The 20606-nt window shown below is 58.8% G+C and carries 16 protein-coding genes; 6 read left to right on the forward strand and 10 right to left on the reverse strand.

Features of this window, described 5'->3' with window-relative positions; all coding sequences use genetic code 11:
* Positions 1 to 55 precede the first annotated feature (55 nt).
* From G5229_RS18190 to G5229_RS18200, 3 genes are all read left to right on the forward strand, one after another.
* Positions 56 to 1072, forward strand: coding sequence for a zinc-binding alcohol dehydrogenase family protein (locus tag G5229_RS18190; protein ID WP_421209930.1), 1017 nt, complete (start codon positions 56 to 58; stop codon positions 1070 to 1072).
* A 537-nt stretch (positions 1073 to 1609) separates the two neighbouring features.
* Positions 1610 to 2488, forward strand: a complete 879-nt coding sequence (gene prmA, locus G5229_RS18195) for a 50S ribosomal protein L11 methyltransferase (protein WP_421209932.1) — start codon at positions 1610 to 1612, stop codon at positions 2486 to 2488.
* 164 nt (positions 2489 to 2652) lie between these two features.
* Positions 2653 to 3207 carry a sugar O-acetyltransferase gene (locus tag G5229_RS18200; protein ID WP_421209933.1) on the forward strand — a complete coding sequence of 185 codons (555 nt, stop codon included), beginning with the start codon at positions 2653 to 2655 and terminating at the stop codon, positions 3205 to 3207.
* Between the two features lie 382 nt (positions 3208 to 3589).
* Here the strand turns inward: G5229_RS18200 and G5229_RS18205 are convergent, their stop codons facing one another.
* Positions 3590 to 4138, reverse strand: a complete 549-nt coding sequence (locus G5229_RS18205) for an NAD(P)H nitroreductase (RefSeq protein ID WP_279464406.1) — start codon at positions 4136 to 4138, stop codon at positions 3590 to 3592.
* A gap of 114 nt (positions 4139 to 4252) precedes the next feature.
* Positions 4253 to 6280 (reverse strand): FAD-dependent oxidoreductase, encoded by a 2028-nt coding sequence (locus tag G5229_RS18210; protein ID WP_421209934.1) that lies wholly within the window; start codon positions 6278 to 6280, stop codon positions 4253 to 4255.
* A 208-nt stretch (positions 6281 to 6488) separates the two neighbouring features.
* Between G5229_RS18210 and sppA the strand changes: the two genes are divergently transcribed.
* On the forward strand, positions 6489 to 8333 hold the full coding sequence (sppA, locus tag G5229_RS18215; RefSeq protein ID WP_150997008.1) for a signal peptide peptidase SppA: 1845 nt from the start codon (positions 6489 to 6491) through the stop codon (positions 8331 to 8333).
* Between the two features lie 91 nt (positions 8334 to 8424).
* Here the strand turns inward: sppA and G5229_RS18220 are convergent, their stop codons facing one another.
* The 8 genes from G5229_RS18220 to G5229_RS18255 all read right to left on the reverse strand — a co-directional run bounded on the left by G5229_RS18220 (position 8425) and on the right by G5229_RS18255 (position 17573).
* Complete coding sequence (locus tag G5229_RS18220) at positions 8425 to 9345, reverse strand: L,D-transpeptidase family protein (protein ID WP_005338927.1); 921 nt, start codon at positions 9343 to 9345, stop codon at positions 8425 to 8427.
* Positions 9346 to 9856: 511 nt separating this feature from the next.
* The gene (locus G5229_RS18225; protein ID WP_144714242.1) at positions 9857 to 11098 is read right to left on the reverse strand and encodes a tetratricopeptide repeat protein; all 1242 of its coding nucleotides are present in this window, start codon (positions 11096 to 11098) and stop codon (positions 9857 to 9859) included.
* Positions 11099 to 11109: 11 nt separating this feature from the next.
* Positions 11110 to 11745, reverse strand: coding sequence for an energy transducer TonB (locus G5229_RS18230; RefSeq protein WP_005343441.1), 636 nt, complete (start codon positions 11743 to 11745; stop codon positions 11110 to 11112).
* A 16-nt stretch (positions 11746 to 11761) separates the two neighbouring features.
* Positions 11762 to 12169 (reverse strand): ExbD/TolR family protein, encoded by a 408-nt coding sequence (locus G5229_RS18235; protein ID WP_005338933.1) that lies wholly within the window; start codon positions 12167 to 12169, stop codon positions 11762 to 11764.
* A 67-nt stretch (positions 12170 to 12236) separates the two neighbouring features.
* Positions 12237 to 12764, reverse strand: a complete 528-nt coding sequence (locus tag G5229_RS18240) for a MotA/TolQ/ExbB proton channel family protein (RefSeq protein WP_421209937.1) — start codon at positions 12762 to 12764, stop codon at positions 12237 to 12239.
* 10 nt (positions 12765 to 12774) lie between these two features.
* A complete protein-coding gene (locus G5229_RS18245) occupies positions 12775 to 14148 on the reverse strand; it encodes a MotA/TolQ/ExbB proton channel family protein (RefSeq protein WP_110303404.1) in 1374 nt (457 codons plus the stop codon).
* Positions 14145 to 14909: a DUF3450 domain-containing protein gene (locus tag G5229_RS18250; protein ID WP_005343435.1), complete on the reverse strand. Its 765-nt coding sequence runs from the start codon at positions 14907 to 14909 to the stop codon at positions 14145 to 14147. The genes G5229_RS18245 and G5229_RS18250 overlap by 4 nt, the downstream gene beginning before the upstream one ends.
* A 108-nt stretch (positions 14910 to 15017) precedes the next feature.
* Complete coding sequence (locus tag G5229_RS18255; protein ID WP_216951982.1) at positions 15018 to 17573, reverse strand: TonB-dependent receptor; 2556 nt, start codon at positions 17571 to 17573, stop codon at positions 15018 to 15020.
* A 740-nt stretch (positions 17574 to 18313) separates the two neighbouring features.
* Between G5229_RS18255 and G5229_RS18260 the strand changes: the two genes are divergently transcribed.
* Both G5229_RS18260 and G5229_RS18265 read left to right on the forward strand, forming a co-directional pair.
* Complete coding sequence (locus G5229_RS18260; RefSeq protein WP_031227629.1) at positions 18314 to 19339, forward strand: ABC transporter permease subunit; 1026 nt, start codon at positions 18314 to 18316, stop codon at positions 19337 to 19339.
* A 109-nt stretch (positions 19340 to 19448) separates the two neighbouring features.
* Positions 19449 to 20492, forward strand: a complete 1044-nt coding sequence (locus G5229_RS18265; protein WP_368166977.1) for an ABC transporter permease — start codon at positions 19449 to 19451, stop codon at positions 20490 to 20492.
* Positions 20493 to 20606: the final 114 nt, after the last annotated feature.

Genomic DNA, 20606 nt, shown 5'->3' on the forward strand with positions numbered 1-20606 from the left:
CAACCAGACTAGAGTGAATGGCAATCCCGAACACAGCGATTTGAAAGGAAAAACCATGAAAGCCATTGCCCTGACTCACTATCTGCCAAGCGACCACCCTGACTGCTTCATCGCCGCAAACCTGCCCGATCCGGTCCCGGGCCCGCGGGATCTGCTGGTGCGGGTCACCGCCACCTCTGTCAATCCGGTAGATACCAAGGTGCGCTCCCCCAAGGCCAAAATTGAAAGCTCGCCCCGGGTACTGGGCTGGGATGCGGTGGGGGAAGTGATCGCCACCGGCAGCGAAGTGACCCTGTTCAAGGCGGGCGACCGGGTCTGGTATGCCGGCGATATCAGCCGTCCGGGCAGCAACAGCGCCCTGCAACTGGTGGATGAGCGCATCGCCGCGATCGCCCCCACCACCTTGAGCGATGTGGAGGCCGCCGCCCTGCCGCTCACCGCCATCACCGCCTGGGAGACCCTGTTCGAGCGCTTCGCTCTTACCCGCGAAAGCCGTGGCAAACTGCTGATCATTGGCGGCGCCGGTGGCGTGGGCTCCATCGCCATCCAGCTGGCCCGCCAGCTCACCGACATGGAGGTGATTGCGACCGCCTCCCGCCCCGAGAGCCGTGAGTGGTGCCTCGAAATGGGCGCCCATCAGGTCGTGAACCACCACAAGTTGCAGGAGGAGCTGACCGCCCTTGGCATCACTCAGGTCGATGCCATCTTCTGCACCAACGCCACCGCCGAGCACTGGGCCACCATGGCCGGGCTGATCCGTCCGTTTGGCCATATCTGTACCATCGCCGAATCGAGCGAGCCGTGGGATCTCTCCCTGCTCAAGAGCAAGAGCGTCACCTTCAGCCAGGAGTTCATGTTCACCCGCTCCCTGTTCCAGACGCCGGACATGATCGAGCAGCACCGCCTGCTCGGCCGGGTGGCGTCACTGGTCGATGAAGGGGTATTGCAGACCACTCTGACCAGAACCATCCCCTCACTGACCCCAGTCACGCTGGCTCAGGCCCATGCCGAGGTGGAGGCGGGCCGCATGGTAGGCAAGCTGGTGATCGACATGAGCGGCTTTGCCAACTAAGCCCTCCAACGCACCATGATGGGATAAGTTCACCAAGGAGATGCCCCAAACGGGCACAACCAGCGGCACTCATGACAGCCTGTGGCAGGCCAACGTCCGACGATCAGCCAAAAAAGAGGCCATTTCGCGAGAAATGGCCTGAATACCTGAACATTGGGGTAACAATCACACACATATCCTTATGCAGGACATATTAGTCTCTGCATCTGGCGTGCCAACAGCAGCATGAATGCGCCAAAACGGCGTCAGCCCGTCCTTGAGCAAGGTGCCGACCTTGCTCTTTTTTTGTCTGGCAGACTGTTTACCAGGCAAACAAGTGCAGATAAAAAAATGCCACCCGAGGGTGGCAGTGAAAGATGACGGAACTTGAGCAAAGCGTTCAGCGAAAACCGGTCGTCTTCGCCTGCATAGTGCAATACAGGAACCGTGCCAATCCGGCAAAAGCCCCCGTATCCCTCCACGTCATGGGCAAACCACGACAGCACTGCCCCATGATGGTAGAATCTCGCGGTTTCACATTTATGAAGAGTCGACGCCATGCCCTGGATACAAATTCGAATCAACGCCACTGCCAAGACCGCAGACAAGGTGAGCAACATGCTGCTGGGGCGTGGAGCCCAGGCGGTGACCTTTATGGATGCCAAGGATGTGCCCGTCTATGAACCCATGCCCGGTGAAACCCCGCTCTGGGGCGAGACCGAAGTGATGGGTCTGTTCGATGCCGAAACCGATCCGGCTCCCACCATCGCCTTCTTCCAGCAGCTCTTCGGCGAAAATGTCGGCTACAAGGTCGAGCAGCTGGAGGACAAGGACTGGGTGCGCGAGTGGATGGATCACTTCCACCCCATGCAGTTTGGCGAGCGCCTCTGGATCTGCCCGAGCTGGCGCGACGTGCCGAACCCCGATGCGGTCAACGTCATGCTGGATCCGGGCCTGGCCTTCGGTACCGGTACCCACCCCACCACGGCACTTTGCCTGCAGTGGCTGGACGGGCTGGATCTGACCGGTAAAACCGTGGTCGATTTTGGTTGCGGCTCCGGCATTCTCGGCATCGCCGCCCTGAAACTGGGTGCCGCCCGCGTCATCGGCATCGACATCGACCCGCAGGCCATTCAGGCCAGCCGCGACAACGCCGCGCGCAACGGCGTCGCCGACCAGATTGAGCTCTATCTGCCAGCCGACCAGCCACAAGACGTCGAAGCGGACGTAGTGGTCGCCAACATCCTGGCCGGCCCGCTGCGCGAACTGGCTCCGCTGATCGCCGGCCACGGCAAAGCGGGCAGCCTGATGGCCCTCTCCGGCGTGCTGGAGAGCCAGGCCCCGGAGCTGGAAACTATCTACGGCCAGTGGTTCGAAATGGACCCGACCGCCGTCAAGGAAGAGTGGTGCCGCCTCTCCGGCCGCAAACACGGCTAAACATAGCTCCCGCTCTCAAGGCGGCAAGTCAGCATCTTTATTAAACAAGAGCACCCGCGGGTGCTCTTGTTGTTTCTCCCTCCTTTCCCACTCTGGGGGACGGTTCACGCTTCTCTGGCCAATGAAGGATTAACATCGTTCTTCCACATCATTGGGGCCCTGCCATGATCGAATACCAGAAGATGATTAGCAGCCAACCGTACAACTGCATGGCATCCGAGCTGGCCCAGTTGCGCCGGGAGGCGGCACGGCGCTATCGCCGTTTCAATCAGGCGGAAGAGGAGGCAGAGCAGCGGGCACTACTGGCGGAGCTGATTGGCGAACTGGCAGAGAATGCCTTTATCTGCCCGCCCCTCTACTGCACCTATGGCCGCCACATCCACCTGGGCAAGGACTCCTACATCAATATGGGGGCGACCCTGCTGGACAATGCCCCCATTCGCATCGGCGCCAACGTGATGATTGGGCCAAACGTGCAGATCTATACCGCAGCCCATGCACTGGAGGCCGACGAACGGATTCAGGGCACAGAGACGGCGCTGCCGGTCACCATTGAAGACAAGGTCTGGATTGGGGGCGGCGCCATCTTGCTGCCCGGCGTCACCATAGGGCGGGAGGCGATCGTCGGCGCAGGCGCCGTAGTCACCAAAGATGTACCGGCCGGTGCTCGGGTAGTCGGCAATCCAGCCCGGATCCTGCCAGCCAAAAACAGGACATAAGGCTGCCAACCGGGCTGTATGATGATGCAACCATCAGCTCACAGTAACCCCGACACCCCATAAAAAAATAAAGCCCAATGTCACGAAGACGTTGGGCTGTTAAAAGGTGCTACGGAATTGCGACTCTCATCGCAGAAAAATTAGAAGGAGTGCCCTTCTAAACTGGCAGGGAGATATTAGCGAATGCGCAAACGTTTTACATAGTGAAATACAACAGGATTGCGAGATACATCGCACTATTTAAATAATTACCTGCTATGGCACGCGAAGCCTCTTTGAGCCATTTATTTTCCCCAATTTCTCTGGTTACTATTCACGGTTAAACAGAAAAGCCCCGATTTCTCGAGGCTTTGCTTCTCTCAACCGCAACGTGGCCGAAAAGTCAGAAACGGCGGACAAACTCATCAAGCGGCAGCTCGCGCAGTTTGCGTGCTTCCAGCATGGGGGTACCGAGGTAGAGGAAACCCACCAGCTGATCCTCTGCCGCCAGTCCCAATCCCTTGTTGATCTGCTCATCGAAGATAAACCAGCCGGAGCGCCAGATACCGTTGAAGCCCTGCGCCTGCGCCGCCATCTGCATCGCCATCAGGGCGCAACCTGCGGAGAGCTCCTGCTCCAGTTTCGGCACCTTGGGGTGATCCTGATAACGGGTTGCCACGGCGACGAGCAAGGGTGCCCGCAGCGGCGCTTCGCTGCACTTCTTGATGCTCTCTTCATCTTCGCCACGGGCACGGGCGGCGTCCGCCAACAGCTTGCCCAGCCGCTCGCGCCCCTCCCCTTCAAACAGAATGAACTGCCAGGGGGTCAGGGTGCCGTGATCCGGCGCGCGCAGGCCCGCCTTGAGAATATTGTCGAGTACCTCACCGCTCGGGGCGGGATCGGCGAGACGGCCACAGGAGTGGCGATTGAGCAACAGGGTGAGGGCATCCATGGGCAATTCCTTCTCTGGGGCAATGATGGCGCTACCTTAGCACAGCACCGAATGAAGAAAACCCCTGAGGCTCAGGGGTTTATCGCACTATAAAGGGCAAGAAGGCGCCGCTGGTTAGATGACGGCTGCCAGCTCGGCCCCTTGCCGGATGGCGCGTTTGGCATCCAGCTCGGCAGCCACGTCGGCTCCGCCGATGATATGCACCGGCTTGCCTGCCGCCTGCAACCCGGCCTGCAGCTCCTTGAGGGGCTCCTGCCCGGCGCAGACGATCACCTGATCTACCGGCAGACACTGCTTGCTCTCGCCCACCTGAATGTGCAAGCCCTCGTCATCGATCCCCAGATATTGCACCCCGGAGAGCATCTGCACCTTGCGGTTCTTGAGCACGGTACGGTGGATCCAGCCGGTGGTCTTACCAAGGCCGTCACCCACCTTGCTCTCCTTGCGCTGCAGCAGCCAAATCTGGCGCTCGGGGGCGTCGATTTCAGGAACCGTAAGGCCACCGCGCTCGCCAAGCTGTTTGTCGATGCCCCACTCCTTGAGCCAGTGATCACGGTGCCCATCGGCATCCATCTCCACCTTCTTCTCGACCAGATACTCAGCCACATCGAATCCGATGCCGCCGGCACCGATCACCGCCACCTTCTGGCCGACCGGTTTGTGATCCCGCAATACATCGAGATAACTCATCACCTTGGGATGTTCGATCCCCGGAATATTGGGGGTGCGCGGACGAATACCGGTAGCGAGGATCACCTCGTCAAAACCGCCGCCGAGCAGGCTCTCGGCACTCTGGCGCTGGCCCAGATAGAGCTCGACGCCGCACTTCTCCAGCCGTTTGGCGAAATAGCGCAGGGTTTCGTGAAACTCCTCCTTGCCCGGGATCTGCTTGGCGAAGTTGAACTGGCCGCCGATTTCGCTGGCTTGATCGAACAGGCTCACCTGATGACCGCGCTCGGCAGCGTAACAGGCAAACGCCAGCCCGGCCGGGCCCGCCCCCACCACCGCCAGCTTCTTGGGCTGGGGCACGCGGCCAAACGTCAATTCGGTCTCGAAACAGGCGCGGGGATTGACCAGACAGGAGGCGCGCTTCTGCTTGAACACATGGTCGAGGCAGGCTTGATTGCAGGCGATACAGGTGTTGATCTCGTCCGCCCGGTTCTCGGCCGCCTTGATGACAAATTCGGGATCTGCCAGGAAAGGGCGCGCCATGGAGACCATATCCGCCTCGCCACCCGCCAGAATCCGCTCTGCCACCTCTGGTGTGTTAATCCGGTTGGTAGTGATAAGCGGCACCTTGAGATGCTTTTTCAGCTCGGCGGTCACCCAGCTGAAGGCACCGCGCGGCACGCTGGTGGCGATGGTGGGAATACGCGCTTCGTGCCAACCGATACCGGTGTTGATGAGGGTCACCCCCACCGCTTCCAGCGCTTTGCCAAGGGCAATCACCTCTTCCAGGGTCGAGCCCTGCTCCACCAGATCCAGCATGGAGAGGCGGAAGATAATGATGAAGTCGGTGCCGACCCGCTCGCGGATGGCGCGGACAATCTCCACCGGGAAGCGCATCCGGTTTTCGCTGCTGCCGCCCCAGCCATCGGTGCGCTTGTTGGTGCGCTCGCAGATGAACTGGTTGATGAGATAACCTTCCGAGCCCATCACCTCGACGCCGTCATAACCGGCCGCCTTGGCCAACGCTGCTGTAGCCGCGAAGTCGCGGATGGTGCCGCGGATCTGCCGCTCGCTCATGGCGCGCGGTTTGAACGGGGAGATGGGGGCCTTGAGGGCGCTCGGCGCCAGACTGAAGGGATGGTAGGCGTAACGACCGGCATGGAGGATCTGCAGCGCTATCTTGCCCCCCTCCTGATGTACGGCGCTGGTCACCTTCTTGTGCTTGCTCACCTGCCAAGGGAAGCTCAGCTGGGAGCCGTGAGGCACCAGCCGACCGCGCAAGTTGGGGGCAATGCCGCCGGTGACGATAAGGCCAACACCACCACGGGCGCGCTCAGCATAAAAGGCGGCCAGCTTGTCAAAACCGCCCTTCTCCTCTTCGAGGCCGGTATGCATGGAGCCCATCAACACACGGTTGCGCAGCTGGGTAAAACCAAGATCGAGCGGGGTCAGCAGGGTCGGATAGCGGCTCACGATGCCTCCAGTTAATTTTTTGTTATCAAACTAAGGCTAGAGTAAAGAATCGAAAATTCTTTTTCAAACAAATGTTTGGACAATTTTTCAGCGAACAGCCGTGCCCTGAACGAAGATAGGCGGGATCCGCCAGTCGGAAATGGCAATTTCGCCCGCAACTGGTTAATAATGGCTCTTCTCTACCCATTAACAGGGCGATAACGCGACTATGTCTATTTTCAAAGGTCTGGGTTGGTTGTTCCGCAGCCTGTGGCGCCTGCTCAATTTCACCCGGCTGATGCTGGTCAATCTGCTGTTTCTCATCGTAGTGCTGGTCATCGTCTTCAGCGTCAGCCAGAAAGAGGCACCCAAGGCGCCCATCGAAGGGGCGCTGACCCTCAATCTCAACGGCGTGCTGGTGGAGCAACGCACCCAGACAGATCCCACAGTCCAGTTGCTGCGCCAGATGGACAGCAGCGATGAGCAGCCGAGCGAGATCGTCCTCTCCGACCTGCTGTGGGCCATCAAAAGTGCCAAGGATGACGAGCGCATCAAGGCGCTGGTGATCAAGCCACAAGGGCTGCAGGGAGCCAACTTCACCAAACTGCAGGAGGTGGCGAGTGCCATCGACTCCTTCCGGGAGAGCGGCAAACCGGTGATCGCCATGGCCGACTTCTACACTCAGGGCCAGTACCTGCTGGCGGCCCACGCCGATCACGTGCTGCTCAACCAGAGCGGCGCCGTGGTGATCGAGGGGCTTGGTGTCTACCAGACCTACTTCAAGTCGGCGCTGGAGAAGCTCAACATCACCCCGCATGTATTCAAGGTCGGCACCTACAAATCCTTCGTCGAACCCTATACCCGCGACGAGATGTCTCCCGAGAGCAAAGAAGCAAACCAGCGCTGGCTGGATCAGCTGTGGCAATCCTATGTGGCCGATGTAGCCGAGCAGCGGGAGATCGAACCGGATGCGGTCGCGCCGGGCAAGGAGCGCTTCCTCGAGCTGCTGCGCAAGGCCGGTGGCAATGCCGCCAACTACGCCCTCGACAACGGTCTGGTGGATCAGCTGGCCACCCGCGACGAGATGACCCAGGCGGTCATTAAAGAGGTGGGTGAAGCGGACGATCACGGCTGGAAAGGGGTCGGCCTGAAAGAGTATCTGGCTGCCATTCCGGAACAATATCCCCAGAGCGGCAAGGATGAGGTGGGTCTGGTGGTCGCCAGCGGCGCCATCATGGATGGCGTCCAGCCTGCCGGTACCATCGGCGGTGATAGCCTCTCCGACCTGCTGGCCGATGCCCGCCGCGATGACAAGGTCAAAGCCGTGGTCCTGCGGGTCGACAGCCCCGGCGGCAGCGCCTTCGCCGCCGAGCAGATCCGCGCCGAGCTGCTGGCTCTGAAACAGGCTGGCAAACCGGTAGTGGTCTCCATGGGCAGCTATGCCGCCTCCGGTGGCTACTGGATCTCCGCCGATGCGGACAAGATCTTCGCCTCCCCCACTACTCTCACCGGTTCCATCGGGGTATTCGGCATGTTCGCCACCATCGACAAGGCGTTGGCCCAGTTCGGGGTGCATACCGACGGGGTTGGCACCACAGATTACGTCGGCGTCGGCCCGACCCGCGCCCTGCCGGATCACGTCGGTCAGGCTATCCAGCTGAGCGTGGAAGATACCTACCAGCGCTTCATCGGTCTGGTCAGCAAGGGCCGCGGCCTGAGCCCGGAAGAAGCCGAAAAAGCGGCCGAAGGTCGGGTCTGGACCGGCGAAGATGCCAAAGCCCTGGGTCTGGTGGACGAGTTCGGCAATCTGGATGACGCCATCAAGGCCGCCGCCGAACTGGCCAACCTCAAGGAGTGGCAGGTGACCCCCATCGAGCAGGAGGAGTCCACCAAGGACAAGTTCCTGCGCCAGCTGTTTGATAGCAGTGCCCAAGTGCTGGCCCCCCAGTTGCAAAGCTGGCTGCCGGCAGGATTTGGCAAGGCATTGGTGGAAGTGAACCGCAGTCTCGACCCGCTCACCCGCTTCAACGATCCGCAAGGCACCTACGCCTTCTGCCCGGTCTGCGTGCAGTAAGCAAGCGGTGACTCCCCCATAAAAAACGGCGACCAGATGGTCGCCGTTTTCTTTATTCAGCCAGTGCGCGCGGCACCGCCAACTTGCTCAATCAGGGATTGAGACGGGTCGGCATACCGGTACGCTGTTCCAGCACCTGCTTGACCACGTTGGAGTCAGACTCGGCGTGAGCGATGAAGCGGGTGATAGCCGGTGTCATCGGGAGCGGCACGGAGGCGGTGGAGTTGAACTCCTCCTCGGTGCGCGACAGCGGCTCGTGTACTTCCATGTAGCGACCGCCATCCGGCTCGACCGTGGTCTTGACCGGCTGGTTGACGAACTGGACGCGGGTGCCGACCGGCACGTTGTCGAACAGATACTTGATGTCGTCAGCGCGCAGACGCACGCAACCGCTGCTTACCCGCAGACCGATACCGAAGGTGGCATTGGTGCCGTGGATGGCATAGAGGTTGCCGATGTAGAGGGCGTGCAGACCCATGGGGTTATCCGGACCCGCTGGCCAGACTGCCGGCAGGGTCTTGCCCTGGGCGGCATAGCGACGACGGATGTTCTCGGTCGGGGTCCAGGTCGGGTTGGCGCGTTTGCGCTCTACCTTGGTGATCCAGTTCTCCGGGGTGTTTACCCCCAGCTGACCGATGCCGATGGGCAGCACTTCCACCACGTTCTTCCCTTTCGGGTAGTAGTAGAGACGCATCTCGGCAACGTTGATGACGATCCCTTCGCGGGGCGCGTTGGGCAGGATCAGCTGGTGGGGGATGATCAGGGTGCTACCCGCCTTCGGCAGATAGGGATCAACGCCCGGGTTGGCTTCCATGATGTTGGTCAGACCCAGCTGGAAGTCAGCAGCGATCTGCTCCAGCGGACGGTTGTCCGCAGGCACCACGTATTCCTGGTTTTCACCGATCAGGCGGCTGTTGGCCGCAGGCAGACGGTACTCGACAGCGGCAGCCTGCTGGCTGACCAGCGCAAATGTGCATAAAAGGGCCGAAGCGGCAGTGCGAAGGGGATTCATAAAATTCCTGTGTGGTTTCCTGTACCAAATGGGCCGGGGGCCGTCTCATCCTCGGTCTGCCGGTGGCGGGTCAACCTGCCCCACGACGCCAATAACCGAGCGCGCATTCTTTCCTGAGTCGGCCAAAATTTCAACTTCCATATGTTGCTTTTCTTGTTAAAAGTAGCCGTTTTCGATGTGACGCTTATCAACAGGGCAAAAGCCACACTGGCAAGTCGCAGCTGAGTGAAAGATGAATGGCACTGCCCGCCAGTCAGCGAGCCACCCAAGCCCCCGTCAACCACAGCGCTGTGTCACCTGGTGTCACGGTTGCAGCCTTAGCGGAAACGTTTGTCGCATCCGGGGAGATAGGCCAATGTCGAGGGAGGCTCTGTATTGGCATGAAGAGGGATAAAACCGCGCATCGGCCACCAGCCGGTGCTGGCAGCCACCATAAAAAAACCGCTCCGAAGAGCGGTTAATGGAGCCACCAGGCAACCATAAAAGGGACTACAGGTAGTTGTCATTGGAATTACTGGACGGCTGCCTCTCCGGTGCCACTCTGCTCTTTGAGGAAGCTGATCCACGGAGATGCCCGACCGCTGACGTTGCCATTCTGAGCCGCCTGGGTGAAGGCGTTGAGGGCCTCCTTCGGCTTTTGTTGCTCAAAATAGGCGACACCGGTCAGGAACTTGAGATCCGCACGCTGTTCACCATTGGCATTGGCGGCCGGTTTGGCGGCCAGCGCCACCAGATCCTGATAGCGTTTGCTCTGGATCATCATGCGTGCCATTTTCAGCTGCAATTCGGCGCTCGGGGCCAGCTGGTAAGATTTGGCCAGGGTGTCGATGGCCGGATCCAGCTCCTTGGCCTGATGCCAGTAGTTGGCCAGGGTCTTGTAGTTGCTGGCGCTCTGCTCAATCACCCCGTCCTTCATCCCCTTCTCCATCACCCGTGCGGCGCGATGGGGAATGCCGGTGAAGGCGAGGTAGTTGGCGAGGCGCTGCAGCTCGGCGGCCTCGGTCAACATGCCGAGGTTATAGGCCGACTCCAGCGCAGCCAGCGCCTTGGCATCGTTGCCTGCCTGCATATGCATGGCCGACAGCTGGGTCCAGTACTTCTTCTTCTCCGGGAACATGTTGACCAGAGAGGTCAGCACCTCGGTCGCCGGTTTGTACTGTTTCAGCTCGTAGTGAGCCCCCATCTTCAGCAGATACCAGGACTCCGGCGCTTTACCTGCCGACAGCTTGATCGCCTGATCCACTGCCGGGATCGCGTCACGGTACTGCTTGAGCTGCACGTGGGCGTTGGCCAGCGTGATATAGGCATGGGAGTTGGGCTTGTCATCCTTGCCCTGGTTGGCAAACCACTCCTTCATGGTCTTGATCGAGCCCTGATAATTACCCTCAGCCATATAGAGCTGGGCCAGGTTGTAGCGCACCTGCTGGGCCACCGGTGGCGGCAGGCCGCCTGTCGCGATGGCATCGGCAAAGTACTTGGTCGCCTGACCGTATTTCTCCTGCTGAGCAGCTACGAAACCGAGAGTCTGCAATATGACCCCCTTGTCGTAGACCCGATCACCCGCGCCGGAGAGCGCGTCTTGCAGCTTGGCATTGGCCTCGCCGTATTTCTTCTCGGTGATCAGCTCCTGCGCCTTGTTGACCGCCCGATAGGCCCGATCCGACAGGGCCGGCTGCTCGGCGGCCCAACTGGCGGTGCTGAGCAGCACCGCCATGGCGACCGGGGCGAGGATCATCTTGTGTAACTTGTTCATCGCCACCTTCCTTAGTTGACCGCAAACTCGATCTCTTGTTGCATCCGGCTCGCCTGCGGCTTGCCATCCACCATGGCCGGTTTGAACGTCCACTTGGCGATGGTTTTGCGCGCCTCTTTGCCGAGGTCATAGCTGCGCGGCTCTTCCTTGACGATCCGCACGTTGCTGACGGTACCGCGCTCGGTGACGGTGAACTCCACCAGCACCTTGCCGGAGGCCAGCCCCGCCAGTGCCGCCTTGCGAGGCATCATGGGCTCGAAGGTTGCCAGCGGAATGGCGCCGTTGTTGCCACCAACGCCACCACCACCGCCGCCGGTGCTGTAGGCACCCAGCGCGTTACCACCACCGATGTTGACCGGGATGTCGAGCTTGGGCATGTCCATCGGCGCGCTCTCCATCTTCGGCCGATCCGTGCTGGCCACCTCCATCTCGGGAGGCGGCGGCGGACGCTTGGGCGGCGGCGGTTTGGGCAGCTCCCGCTGTTTCTCTTGCAGGGTCTCCTGGGGCTTGAGGCGGATGAAATCGGTCATGGTGACGTCATCCTTCTCCACCAGCTCCCGGTGATCCGGTGTGATCAGCTTGTTCATTCCCAGAAACAGAAAGAACACCACCACACAGGAGACCGCCAACGATATCAGGTATCTCATAGGTCTCTCTCCGGCATCAGCTGCTCTTGTCTGCCGCGATGGAGATGTTCTGGACACCGGCCATGCGGATCTGATCCATGACCTGCACCACCAGACCGGAACGGGATTCGTTATCGGCCTGGATCACCACGGCGCTCTCCGGGTTTTCGGCCCGCAGCCGCTCGATGTTGGCGCGTACCGCCCCCACCTCGACTACCCGCTTGTCGACCCAGACCTGACCGTTTTCGCGCACCGCGACCATGATATTGCCCTTCTTCACCGTCTCGGCCGTGCTGGCACTGGGACGGTTGATCTCGACACCGGACTCCTTGACGAAGGAGGTGGTGACGATGAAGAAGATCAGCATGATGAACACTATGTCCAGCATGGGGGTCAAATCGATAGCCGCCTCGTCAGCACCACTGTCGCTGTAACGTTTTCTCATAGCAGAAACTCCTTGCTTGTTCTGTGCCCCCGGCAGGCCATGCCTCGTCGGGGGTATGCATCCTGCATCAACCGTGTTTCAGGTTGTCTTCCAGCTTTTGCACCGCCAGTTTGGCCTTGTGATCGAGCTGGTTGACAAAAAACAGGCCGGAAAGGGCGGCGATCATGCCCGCCATGGTCGGTACTGTTGCCTTGGAGATCCCCGATGCCATCGCCCGCGGCGAACCGGTACCGGTGATGGCCAGGGTGTCAAACACCTGCACCATCCCGACCACAGTGCCGAGCAGCCCCATCAACGGGCAGAGAGCGATCAGCACCTTGATGACCGGCATCCCCTTGTCCACCGCCATGGCGACCCGTGAGACCAGCTCGCGCCGGATCTGCTTGGCAGACCAGGAGAGATGATCGGTGCGGGCCAGCCAGGCGGCCTTGGTCTGCTTCACCTGCTTGGGGTAGACCGCCATGAAGTAGAACCAGCGCTCCAGCAACAGGGCCCACATCATCAGAGTCAGGAAGAACAGGGCGACCAGTACATCGCCCCCCAATCCCAAAAACCGGCGGACCGACTCGACTTCTTCAATCAACCAGAACCACATGGGTGACTCCTTACGCTGCGGCTTTGGAGGCGTGCAGACGTTCCTGATAACGGGCGACGAAACCGGCGCTCTGCTCTTCCAGCACCTGGATCAGACGACGGCTCTGGGTCTGCACAATGGTGTAGAGGAACAGCATGGGCACCGCGACGACCAGACCCTGCATGGTGGTCACCAGCGCCTCGGAGATACCGCCCGCCATCAGCTTGGGATCGCCGGTACCGAACAATGTGATGGCCTGGAAGGTGGCAATCATCCCCACTACGGTACCGAGCAGACCCAGCAGCGGCGCGACCGAAGCGATCAGCTTGATGATGCTGATGCCCTTCTCGAACTTGGGCACGTTGCGCAGGATTATCTCGTCGAGCTTGGACTCCAGATCCTCGATGTTGTCACCGCGATGGCTCTGGTAGGCCCCCAGCATGTCACCAATGGGGTTGCCCTTGATGATCTGATCAGATTTCAGCTGCTTGCGCATGGACGAGCCGATCAGCGACAGGCGGATACCGCAGAAGATGGCCAGCAGGGTACCGAGCACGCCGAGCACCATGATGACGTAACCCACTTCACCACCCTGATCGATCCGCTCCTTGAGAGTCGGTGACTGCACCAGCAGAGAGAGGATCACGCCGCGAGACGGGTCGATAAAGATGGGCTTGACCCCGTCACCGCCCTGTTCAAACTCGGCGATCGGTGCCAGCACCCCCTTGTCAGGTTGACGGGAAAGCTGCTCGAACTTGCCGGTCTCCGGCACGAAGGTGAGGTACTTGCCTTCGGAGACAGTGTTGAACTCACCGATCTGGGTGACCGTCTTCTCGGCCTGGTTGCCTTCGCCGTAGACCACAGTCGCCGGGATCTGGCTCACCTTGCCACCGTCCACCATGCGGCTGAGGGTGGTGGTCCAGAACGCTTCCAGATCGTCGCTGGAGGGGAGCTCTTTACTCTCGGCCAGACGGGTCAGCAGCGCGGTCTGTTCCGGATGCTCGACCCGACGGGCGGAGGCGTTGAAGATCCCCTTGAACTCACCGGCGAACTGACGCAGTACGCCGAACATCTCACCCATGTTGCCGGAACGCTGGCGCAGGGTTTCAGTCAGCTCGGTCAGCTGCTTGTCATTGGCATCGAAGGTCGCCTTGAGCTGCTCGCCCTTGGCGGTTTCGGCAGCCAGCTCGGCCTTGGCCTTGGCCAGCAGCGCCCCCTGCTCGTTCTTGTCAGCCAGGAAGCGGGCTTCCCGCTCCTTGTTGAGTTGGGATTCGCTCAGGCTGGAGGCCTTGACCTGATTCAGCAGCGCATTGAGATCCACCGGTTTTTCGGCGGCGGTCACCGGCAGGGTGACCAGGGTTGCTCCCGCAATCAGGGAGGCAATCGCAAGTTTGATTCCTTTCATGATGCTTTCTCCGCAGTTTGAACCGGCAGCTTGATCAGAGCGGGAGGCGCCTGCTTCTTGGCGATGCGAAGGCCCTGTTCAACCGCACTGCGATACTCCTGGGGCAACTCTTCCCACTGGCGAGTCTTCTTGTTCCACATCCCGGTCTCATTGCCATCCGGGGATTGATAGAGCAGCGCGATGCGGCCAACCCGCAGGAACTCGTAGGTCTTCTCGCTACCATCCTTGTCCAGGCTCGCCTTGTAGGATTCGATGGTGCGGCTGAAGCCCTCCTCGATCTGGTAGGCCTCCAGGATCTTGCGGTACTTCTCGGAGATGGTGACATCGGCACGGTTCATCAGGTCGGTCAGGGCTGCTACGCGGTCCTCGCGCTCGACCTTCTGGAACGGCAGATCCAGCGCCACAAACTGCTCGAGGGAGTCGATCATCTTGAGCATCAGGGGGACAACTTCGGTGCTGGTCTGATCAATCTGGGCGATCTGCTTTTGCATCGACGCCAGCTCGGCACTCTGGGACTCGACCATCTTGCTCACCTGCTCGTTGTAGGTGCGCAGACTGTCGACCTGACGCAGGGCGGCCTTGTACTGGGCCAATGCGGATTCGGCAGATTCGGCATAGCTGTCGATCTTCTGCTGGGAAACTTTTGATGCGTTGTCGGTGGCGGCTTGAGCGTCCACGGCCTGACCGGCAGTGGCGGCACTCAGATTGAAGCTGGTCAACAAGGCGGCCGAAACCAGGCTGCCAAGGAGCGCTTTCTTCATTGTAATGGTCCTTGTCTTCATAGGATTACCCTATCTCCGTAACTTCCTTGGACGTTGGGCACAGCCGGCCCGACCGGGCCGGCTGAGGTTGTATATCAACAGGGTTGATTAGAACTTCTGGGTGTAGTCGATGTAGTAGACCCGTCCGTCAATGCTGTAGAGGTATTCATCGTAGGTGTAACCATCATTTGACAGGGAAGGTCCACGGTTGAACATGTTCTTCACGCCGGTCTGGATCTTGGCATTCCAGCTGGTATCGACCGCGACGTTCAGGTTCCAGATGGTGTTGGAAGCAATATGGCCCTCTTCCTTGTCATCCACATAGTCCTGGCTCTGGGAGTCGATATAGTTGGTGCTCAGGTAGGTATCCAGATTCCACAGCTGCGGGAAGTTGGCACCGATCCCGGAGTTGAAACGGAAATCGGGTTTGCCATTCCAGCCCTTCTTGTCAACCATTGGGCCACCAGCAAACAGACCTTCCTCATATTTCAGGATGTAGCTGCTGCCAAAGTCGTATCGCAGGGTGAAGGAGTTGAAGTCGTACTTGTAGTCCGCCTTGAAGTCGATACCACTGGTCTTGAGTTGCCCCAGGTTGACCATGCCGGCATAGACCTTCTCGACATCGCCGTTGGCGTCACGAATGACGTTCGGGTTGCTGCCGGTATTGAGCTCCTGATAGAACTGGGTCTGGGTGGTAGCCAGCTGGATTACGTCATCAATCTTGATGTAGTAGTAATCGAGCGACAGGTTCAGATTGTCCAGCGGATTGTAGGCCGCCCCGATAGTGAAGGTATTGGCGGTCTCTTCCTTCAGGTTCTTGTTGGATTGGCGCGTTGTCTCGTACTGCTCTTCGGAACAGTTGGCAATACCATTGGCCTGGCAGTAGACATAGTCCTTGGCAAAATCCGCTGACTGGGCATCCGCCGCATAGAGATCATTCAGACCCGGCGCGCGGAAAGACTGGGACCAGGAGGTACGGAACATCAGCTGGTCGAGTGGCTGATAACGCAGACTCGCTTTGGGCGAGAAGGCGCTGCCAAAGTCGCTGTACTTGTCATAACGACCCGCCAGGTTCAGCTCGATCTGCTCGGTGATGGGGATCAGGCTCTCGATGTAGGTGGCAAACACATCGCGCACACCGCTACCGGAGTTGCCGGATGAACCCAGTACGTTACCCGCTTCGGACTGGCTGTCGTAGGTGTCGGAATAAACCCAATCGTTATACTCGGCACCCAGATACCAGCTGACCGGGCCAGCAGGCAGTTCGCCCATCTCCCAACCAAGACCGCCATACCACTGGAAGAAATCCATCTTGGAGTTGCGGCTGGTGGTATAAGAGAGATCCTTGGTGGCATCAGCGGAGAAGCTGCCGTTGACGAAGTTTCCACTGTTTACCTGAGTCTGAACCGCCGGCTCCAATACATAGCCATTACCAATACTCTGGTTATCTGTCTTGGAGTACATGTAACCGGCGTTCCACTCCAGATCGCCAACCGCCTCGGTCGGAACCACCCCTTCAAAACCCAGGTTCAGGGTACCGGTCAAGTCGGTCACTTCATTGTCACGGGGACCGACGTTGTTGAAGCGGTAGTAAACCGTCGCAGCCTTGGCGGTGCTAAAGTTGTTGGCAGACAGGACTGCAGCGCTTTCAGGGGTGGAGCCATCCACGGTGAAGGCACCAGCAGCAGGAGCGAAACGACCAAAACTGGTGACCCGGGAACCAATCATCTGTGGCACGAAATCCACATTGTCGTTGATATGGTAGCGGCCGTTGACATAGACGGTGTCGCGAGTACGCGAGGCGGTCTTGGCTGCGACCTGGGCAAAGTCGAAGCGGCAAGCCGTACCCTTGGTGACAAAACCGGCGCCGGTGCTTTCACAGTCGACCCCATTCAGAGTACGGGTTACGGTCTTGCCAGTTGCCGCGTCTACTCCCTTGATATTGCGACCATAGAGGCTAGGAGACTCAGCCCCCTGCTTGGCCAGATAGTCACGATCCTTGTAATAGATTTCGTCTTTGACATCATGCTCGTAGACCATCATCAGGGAACCTTTCTCACCCGAAATACCGCTGACGATGGAACCACTCTGTTCGTCACCACCTTCCTCGGTCGGTGAACCGACGCGCCCCTGGAATGACAAACCTTCAAAACCCTCTTTGAGGATCACGTTGATAACGCCACCGATGGCATCAGAACCATACAGGGCAGAGCCACCGTCCAGGTTCACTTCCACCCTCTCAACGGCCGCCATGGGGATGGTGTTGAGGTTGATGGCGGTGCCCCCCATTGAGGGAGAACCGGCGATACGCTTGCCATTGAGCAGCACCAGTGTGCGATCTTCACCAAGGCCACGCAGCCCTACGGTGGCTTGTGACTGGGCTGAGCTACCGGAGGATGGAGAGAAACCACCAAAGGAGTTGTAGGAGGCCTGTTTCAGATAATCAGCCACAGTCTGCTGGCCAGACTGTTCAATTTGGGCCTTGCTGACAGAGACAACCGGAGTCGCCCCCTCAACATCAACACGAGAGATACGGGAGCCAGTGACTTTGATTTTCTGCAGTTTTTCGACATTCTGCCCTTCTTCGGCAGATACGGATGGGGCCGCCGCAAGGCTCGCCAAGGCGAACGCAATCGCAGCAGAGATTCTGCTCTTCCTAAGCATCGCTTATATCCTTCCTGGTTGTTTATTGTTTGCTTCCTGATACCGCCCTCTTTGGAGCGATGCGTAAGGCTTATCAATCTTTGACTGGCGACGTCAATGGAGTGGGGGGATCGGGAGGGTGAGATGTGGAATAAGCGGAGTGTATTAATTTTGACCGGCATAAATAGTGAATAATTCTGCCAAAAACATCCCGCGCAATGTGAAATCGTTGTTAAAACATGTAAAAGACGCTGAATTAAAAGTTGATGAACTTATTTATTTACGTGCTGTCTCTTTATATCTTATTTCGATTTATTGGCAAAAATAAGAATAAAACTCTATTTTAATTATTATTGTGACTGACCACTCCGATGGGGGAGATAGATAAATTTGTCGAGATGATATCGTTTTCCCTTCTTTGACAGCAGAAATAAAAGCACTTAAAATTCAATCGCATAAACAAACACAAGATTCAAACAAACAGCTGTTTATATTTTTTAAAATAATGTTGAGCAGTAGCGTTTTGTTTTGATTTTCACTTTTCAGATAAAAAACGTCATTTTTCGGTGCTTTTGGTCTCAGCGGGTCATTTGTCCCAGTTTTCCATTTCCTTGTACTTGATTTTTGTTGCAGAGCTTTTACAGTGGCCAAGCGGATTGTCTGCTGTTTGGCAACCAATCCAGCGCGTAATGCCAGGAAGGACAGGCCCGTCACCGGATTTGACTGGCCGCAAAAAAGAACAACAAGGACGAGGTTCCACCATGCTGTCGTATTTCCTACGCCGGATGCTTTTGATCATCCCGACGTTTCTCGGTATCACCCTGCTCGTCTTCACCATCACCCGTTTCGTGCCGGGCGGACCGGTCGAACGCATGCTGCTGCAAGCCCAGGTTTCCCAGAATGAATCCGGCCGTTCCAGCGGCAGCAAGGGGGCGCAAGCCCTCTCCGATGAACAGATCGAGGAGCTCAAGGCCTTCTATGGCCTCGACAAGCCCATGCTGGTCGCCTACTGGGAGTGGCTGCAGAAGCTGGCGGTGCTGGATCTGGGCGAATCGACCCGCTACTACGAGCCGGTGTGGGATCTCATCAAGGAGCGGCTCCCCGTCACCGCCTTCTTCGGACTGGCGACCTTTCTGCTGAGCTATGCGGTCTCCATTCCGCTGGGGGTGGCCAAGGCGCTCAGGCACAACAGTCGCTTCGACTCGTTAAGCTCCATGCTTATCTACATGGCCTATGCCCTGCCCGCCTACGTGGTGGGGATCTTCCTCATCACAGTCTTCGCCTTCCATCTGGAGTGGCTGCCAATGGGCGGTTTTCCGGGGGACGACTTTGAGTACATGGAGAGCAGCTGGGATCAGATCCGCACTGTCTTTGCCCACGCCCTGCTGCCGCTTATCGCCTACGCCATCGGCGATTTCGCCATCCTCACCATGACCATGAAAAACAGCCTGATGGAGAACCTGTCGGCCGATTATGTGCGTACCGCCGTGGCCAAGGGACTGCCGTTTCGCAAGGCGGTCACCGACCACGCCATGCGCAACAGCCTGATCCCCATCGCCAGCCACCTGGGGTCTGTGCTTACCGTTTTCTTTGGCGGCTCCTTCCTCATCGAGACCATCTTCAACATCGACGGCATCGGCCTGCTCGGTTACGAGGCGATCGTCGAACGGGATTACCCCACCGTCATGGGCATTCTGGCCATCACCTCCATGCTGATGCTGATTGGCAATATCGTCTCCGATATCTGCGTTGCCCTGGTTGATCCGCGTGTGCGGTTTGGAGATTGACCATGAACCAGACCTCTATTGCTATGCCGATGCTGGTATCACGCCATATCGTCTCCGATATCTGCGTTGCACCCTCTGTTGACCCCCGCGTGCGGTTTGGAGACTGACCATGAAGCTCAATCCGGTTACCTTGAAAAAACTCAAGCGCTTCAAGTCGATCAAGCGCGGTTACTACTCCTTCATCATCTTCACCACCCTGGTGCTGCTCTCCCTGCTGGCGGAGCTGCTGGTCAACAGCCGGGCACTGATGGTGAGCTATCAGGGCCAGCTGCACTTCCCCACCTATGGCGATGTGATCCCCGGTCAGCAGTTCGGGCTCGATTACGAGTACGAAACCAACTACCGCCAGCTCAAGGCCAAATTTGCCGCAGAGGACCAGGGAGACTGGGTACTGCTGCCGCCGGTACCCTGGAACCCCTACGAGCAGGATTTCAAGGAGGATGCCTACCCGCCTTACGCCCCCAGCGCGGCCGAGCGCCACTTCCTCGGCACCGACACCAGCGGCCGCGACGTGCTGGCGCGACTGGTTTACGGCTTTCGCATCGCCATCGGCTTTGCCTTTATCGCGCTGGCGGCCAGCTACGCCATCGGGGTCACCATCGGCTGTCTGATGGGCTTTCTCGGCGGCCGCTTTGACCTCATTCTGCAACGCTTTATCGAGATCTGGTCCCAGGTGCCGTTTCTCTACGTCATCATGATCCTGGTGTCGCTGGCCAAGCCCAACTTCGGCCTGTTTGTCGCCATCAACGTGCTGTTCGGCTGGATGGGGATCACCTGGTATATGCGCACCCTCACCTACAAGGAGCGGGCGCGGGACTATGTGATGGCGGCGCGGGCGCAAGGGGCGACCACCGGGCGGATCATCTTCAACCACATCCTGCCCAACACCCTGATGATGATCGTTACCCTGGCGCCGTTCGCCGTGGTGGGCAATATCTCCACCCTGACGGCACTCGACTATCTGGGCTTCGGGCTGGCACCGCCGACCCCAAGCTGGGGGGAGCTGCTCTCCCAGGGCATCAACAATCTGGATGCCATCTGGATCGTCAGCTCGGTGGTGGCAGCGGTGAGTCTGGTGCTGATCATGGTCTCCTTTATCGGTGAGGCGATCCGCGAGGCGTTTGATCCGCGCAAATTTACCCGTTACCAATAAGCCAGCCGATGCCAGCGCATCGGCAGGCGCCAGATAACGAACAGTGATAAATGAAGGACGGGCCGCCGCCATCGGCGGTCCCGGGAGCAAGGGATAATCCCGTTATCAATCAAG

Origin of the sequence: Aeromonas sp. 602396 (genome assembly GCF_049173735.1) — a bacterium.
Taxonomy (GTDB): domain Bacteria; phylum Pseudomonadota; class Gammaproteobacteria; order Enterobacterales; family Aeromonadaceae; genus Aeromonas; species Aeromonas veronii_A.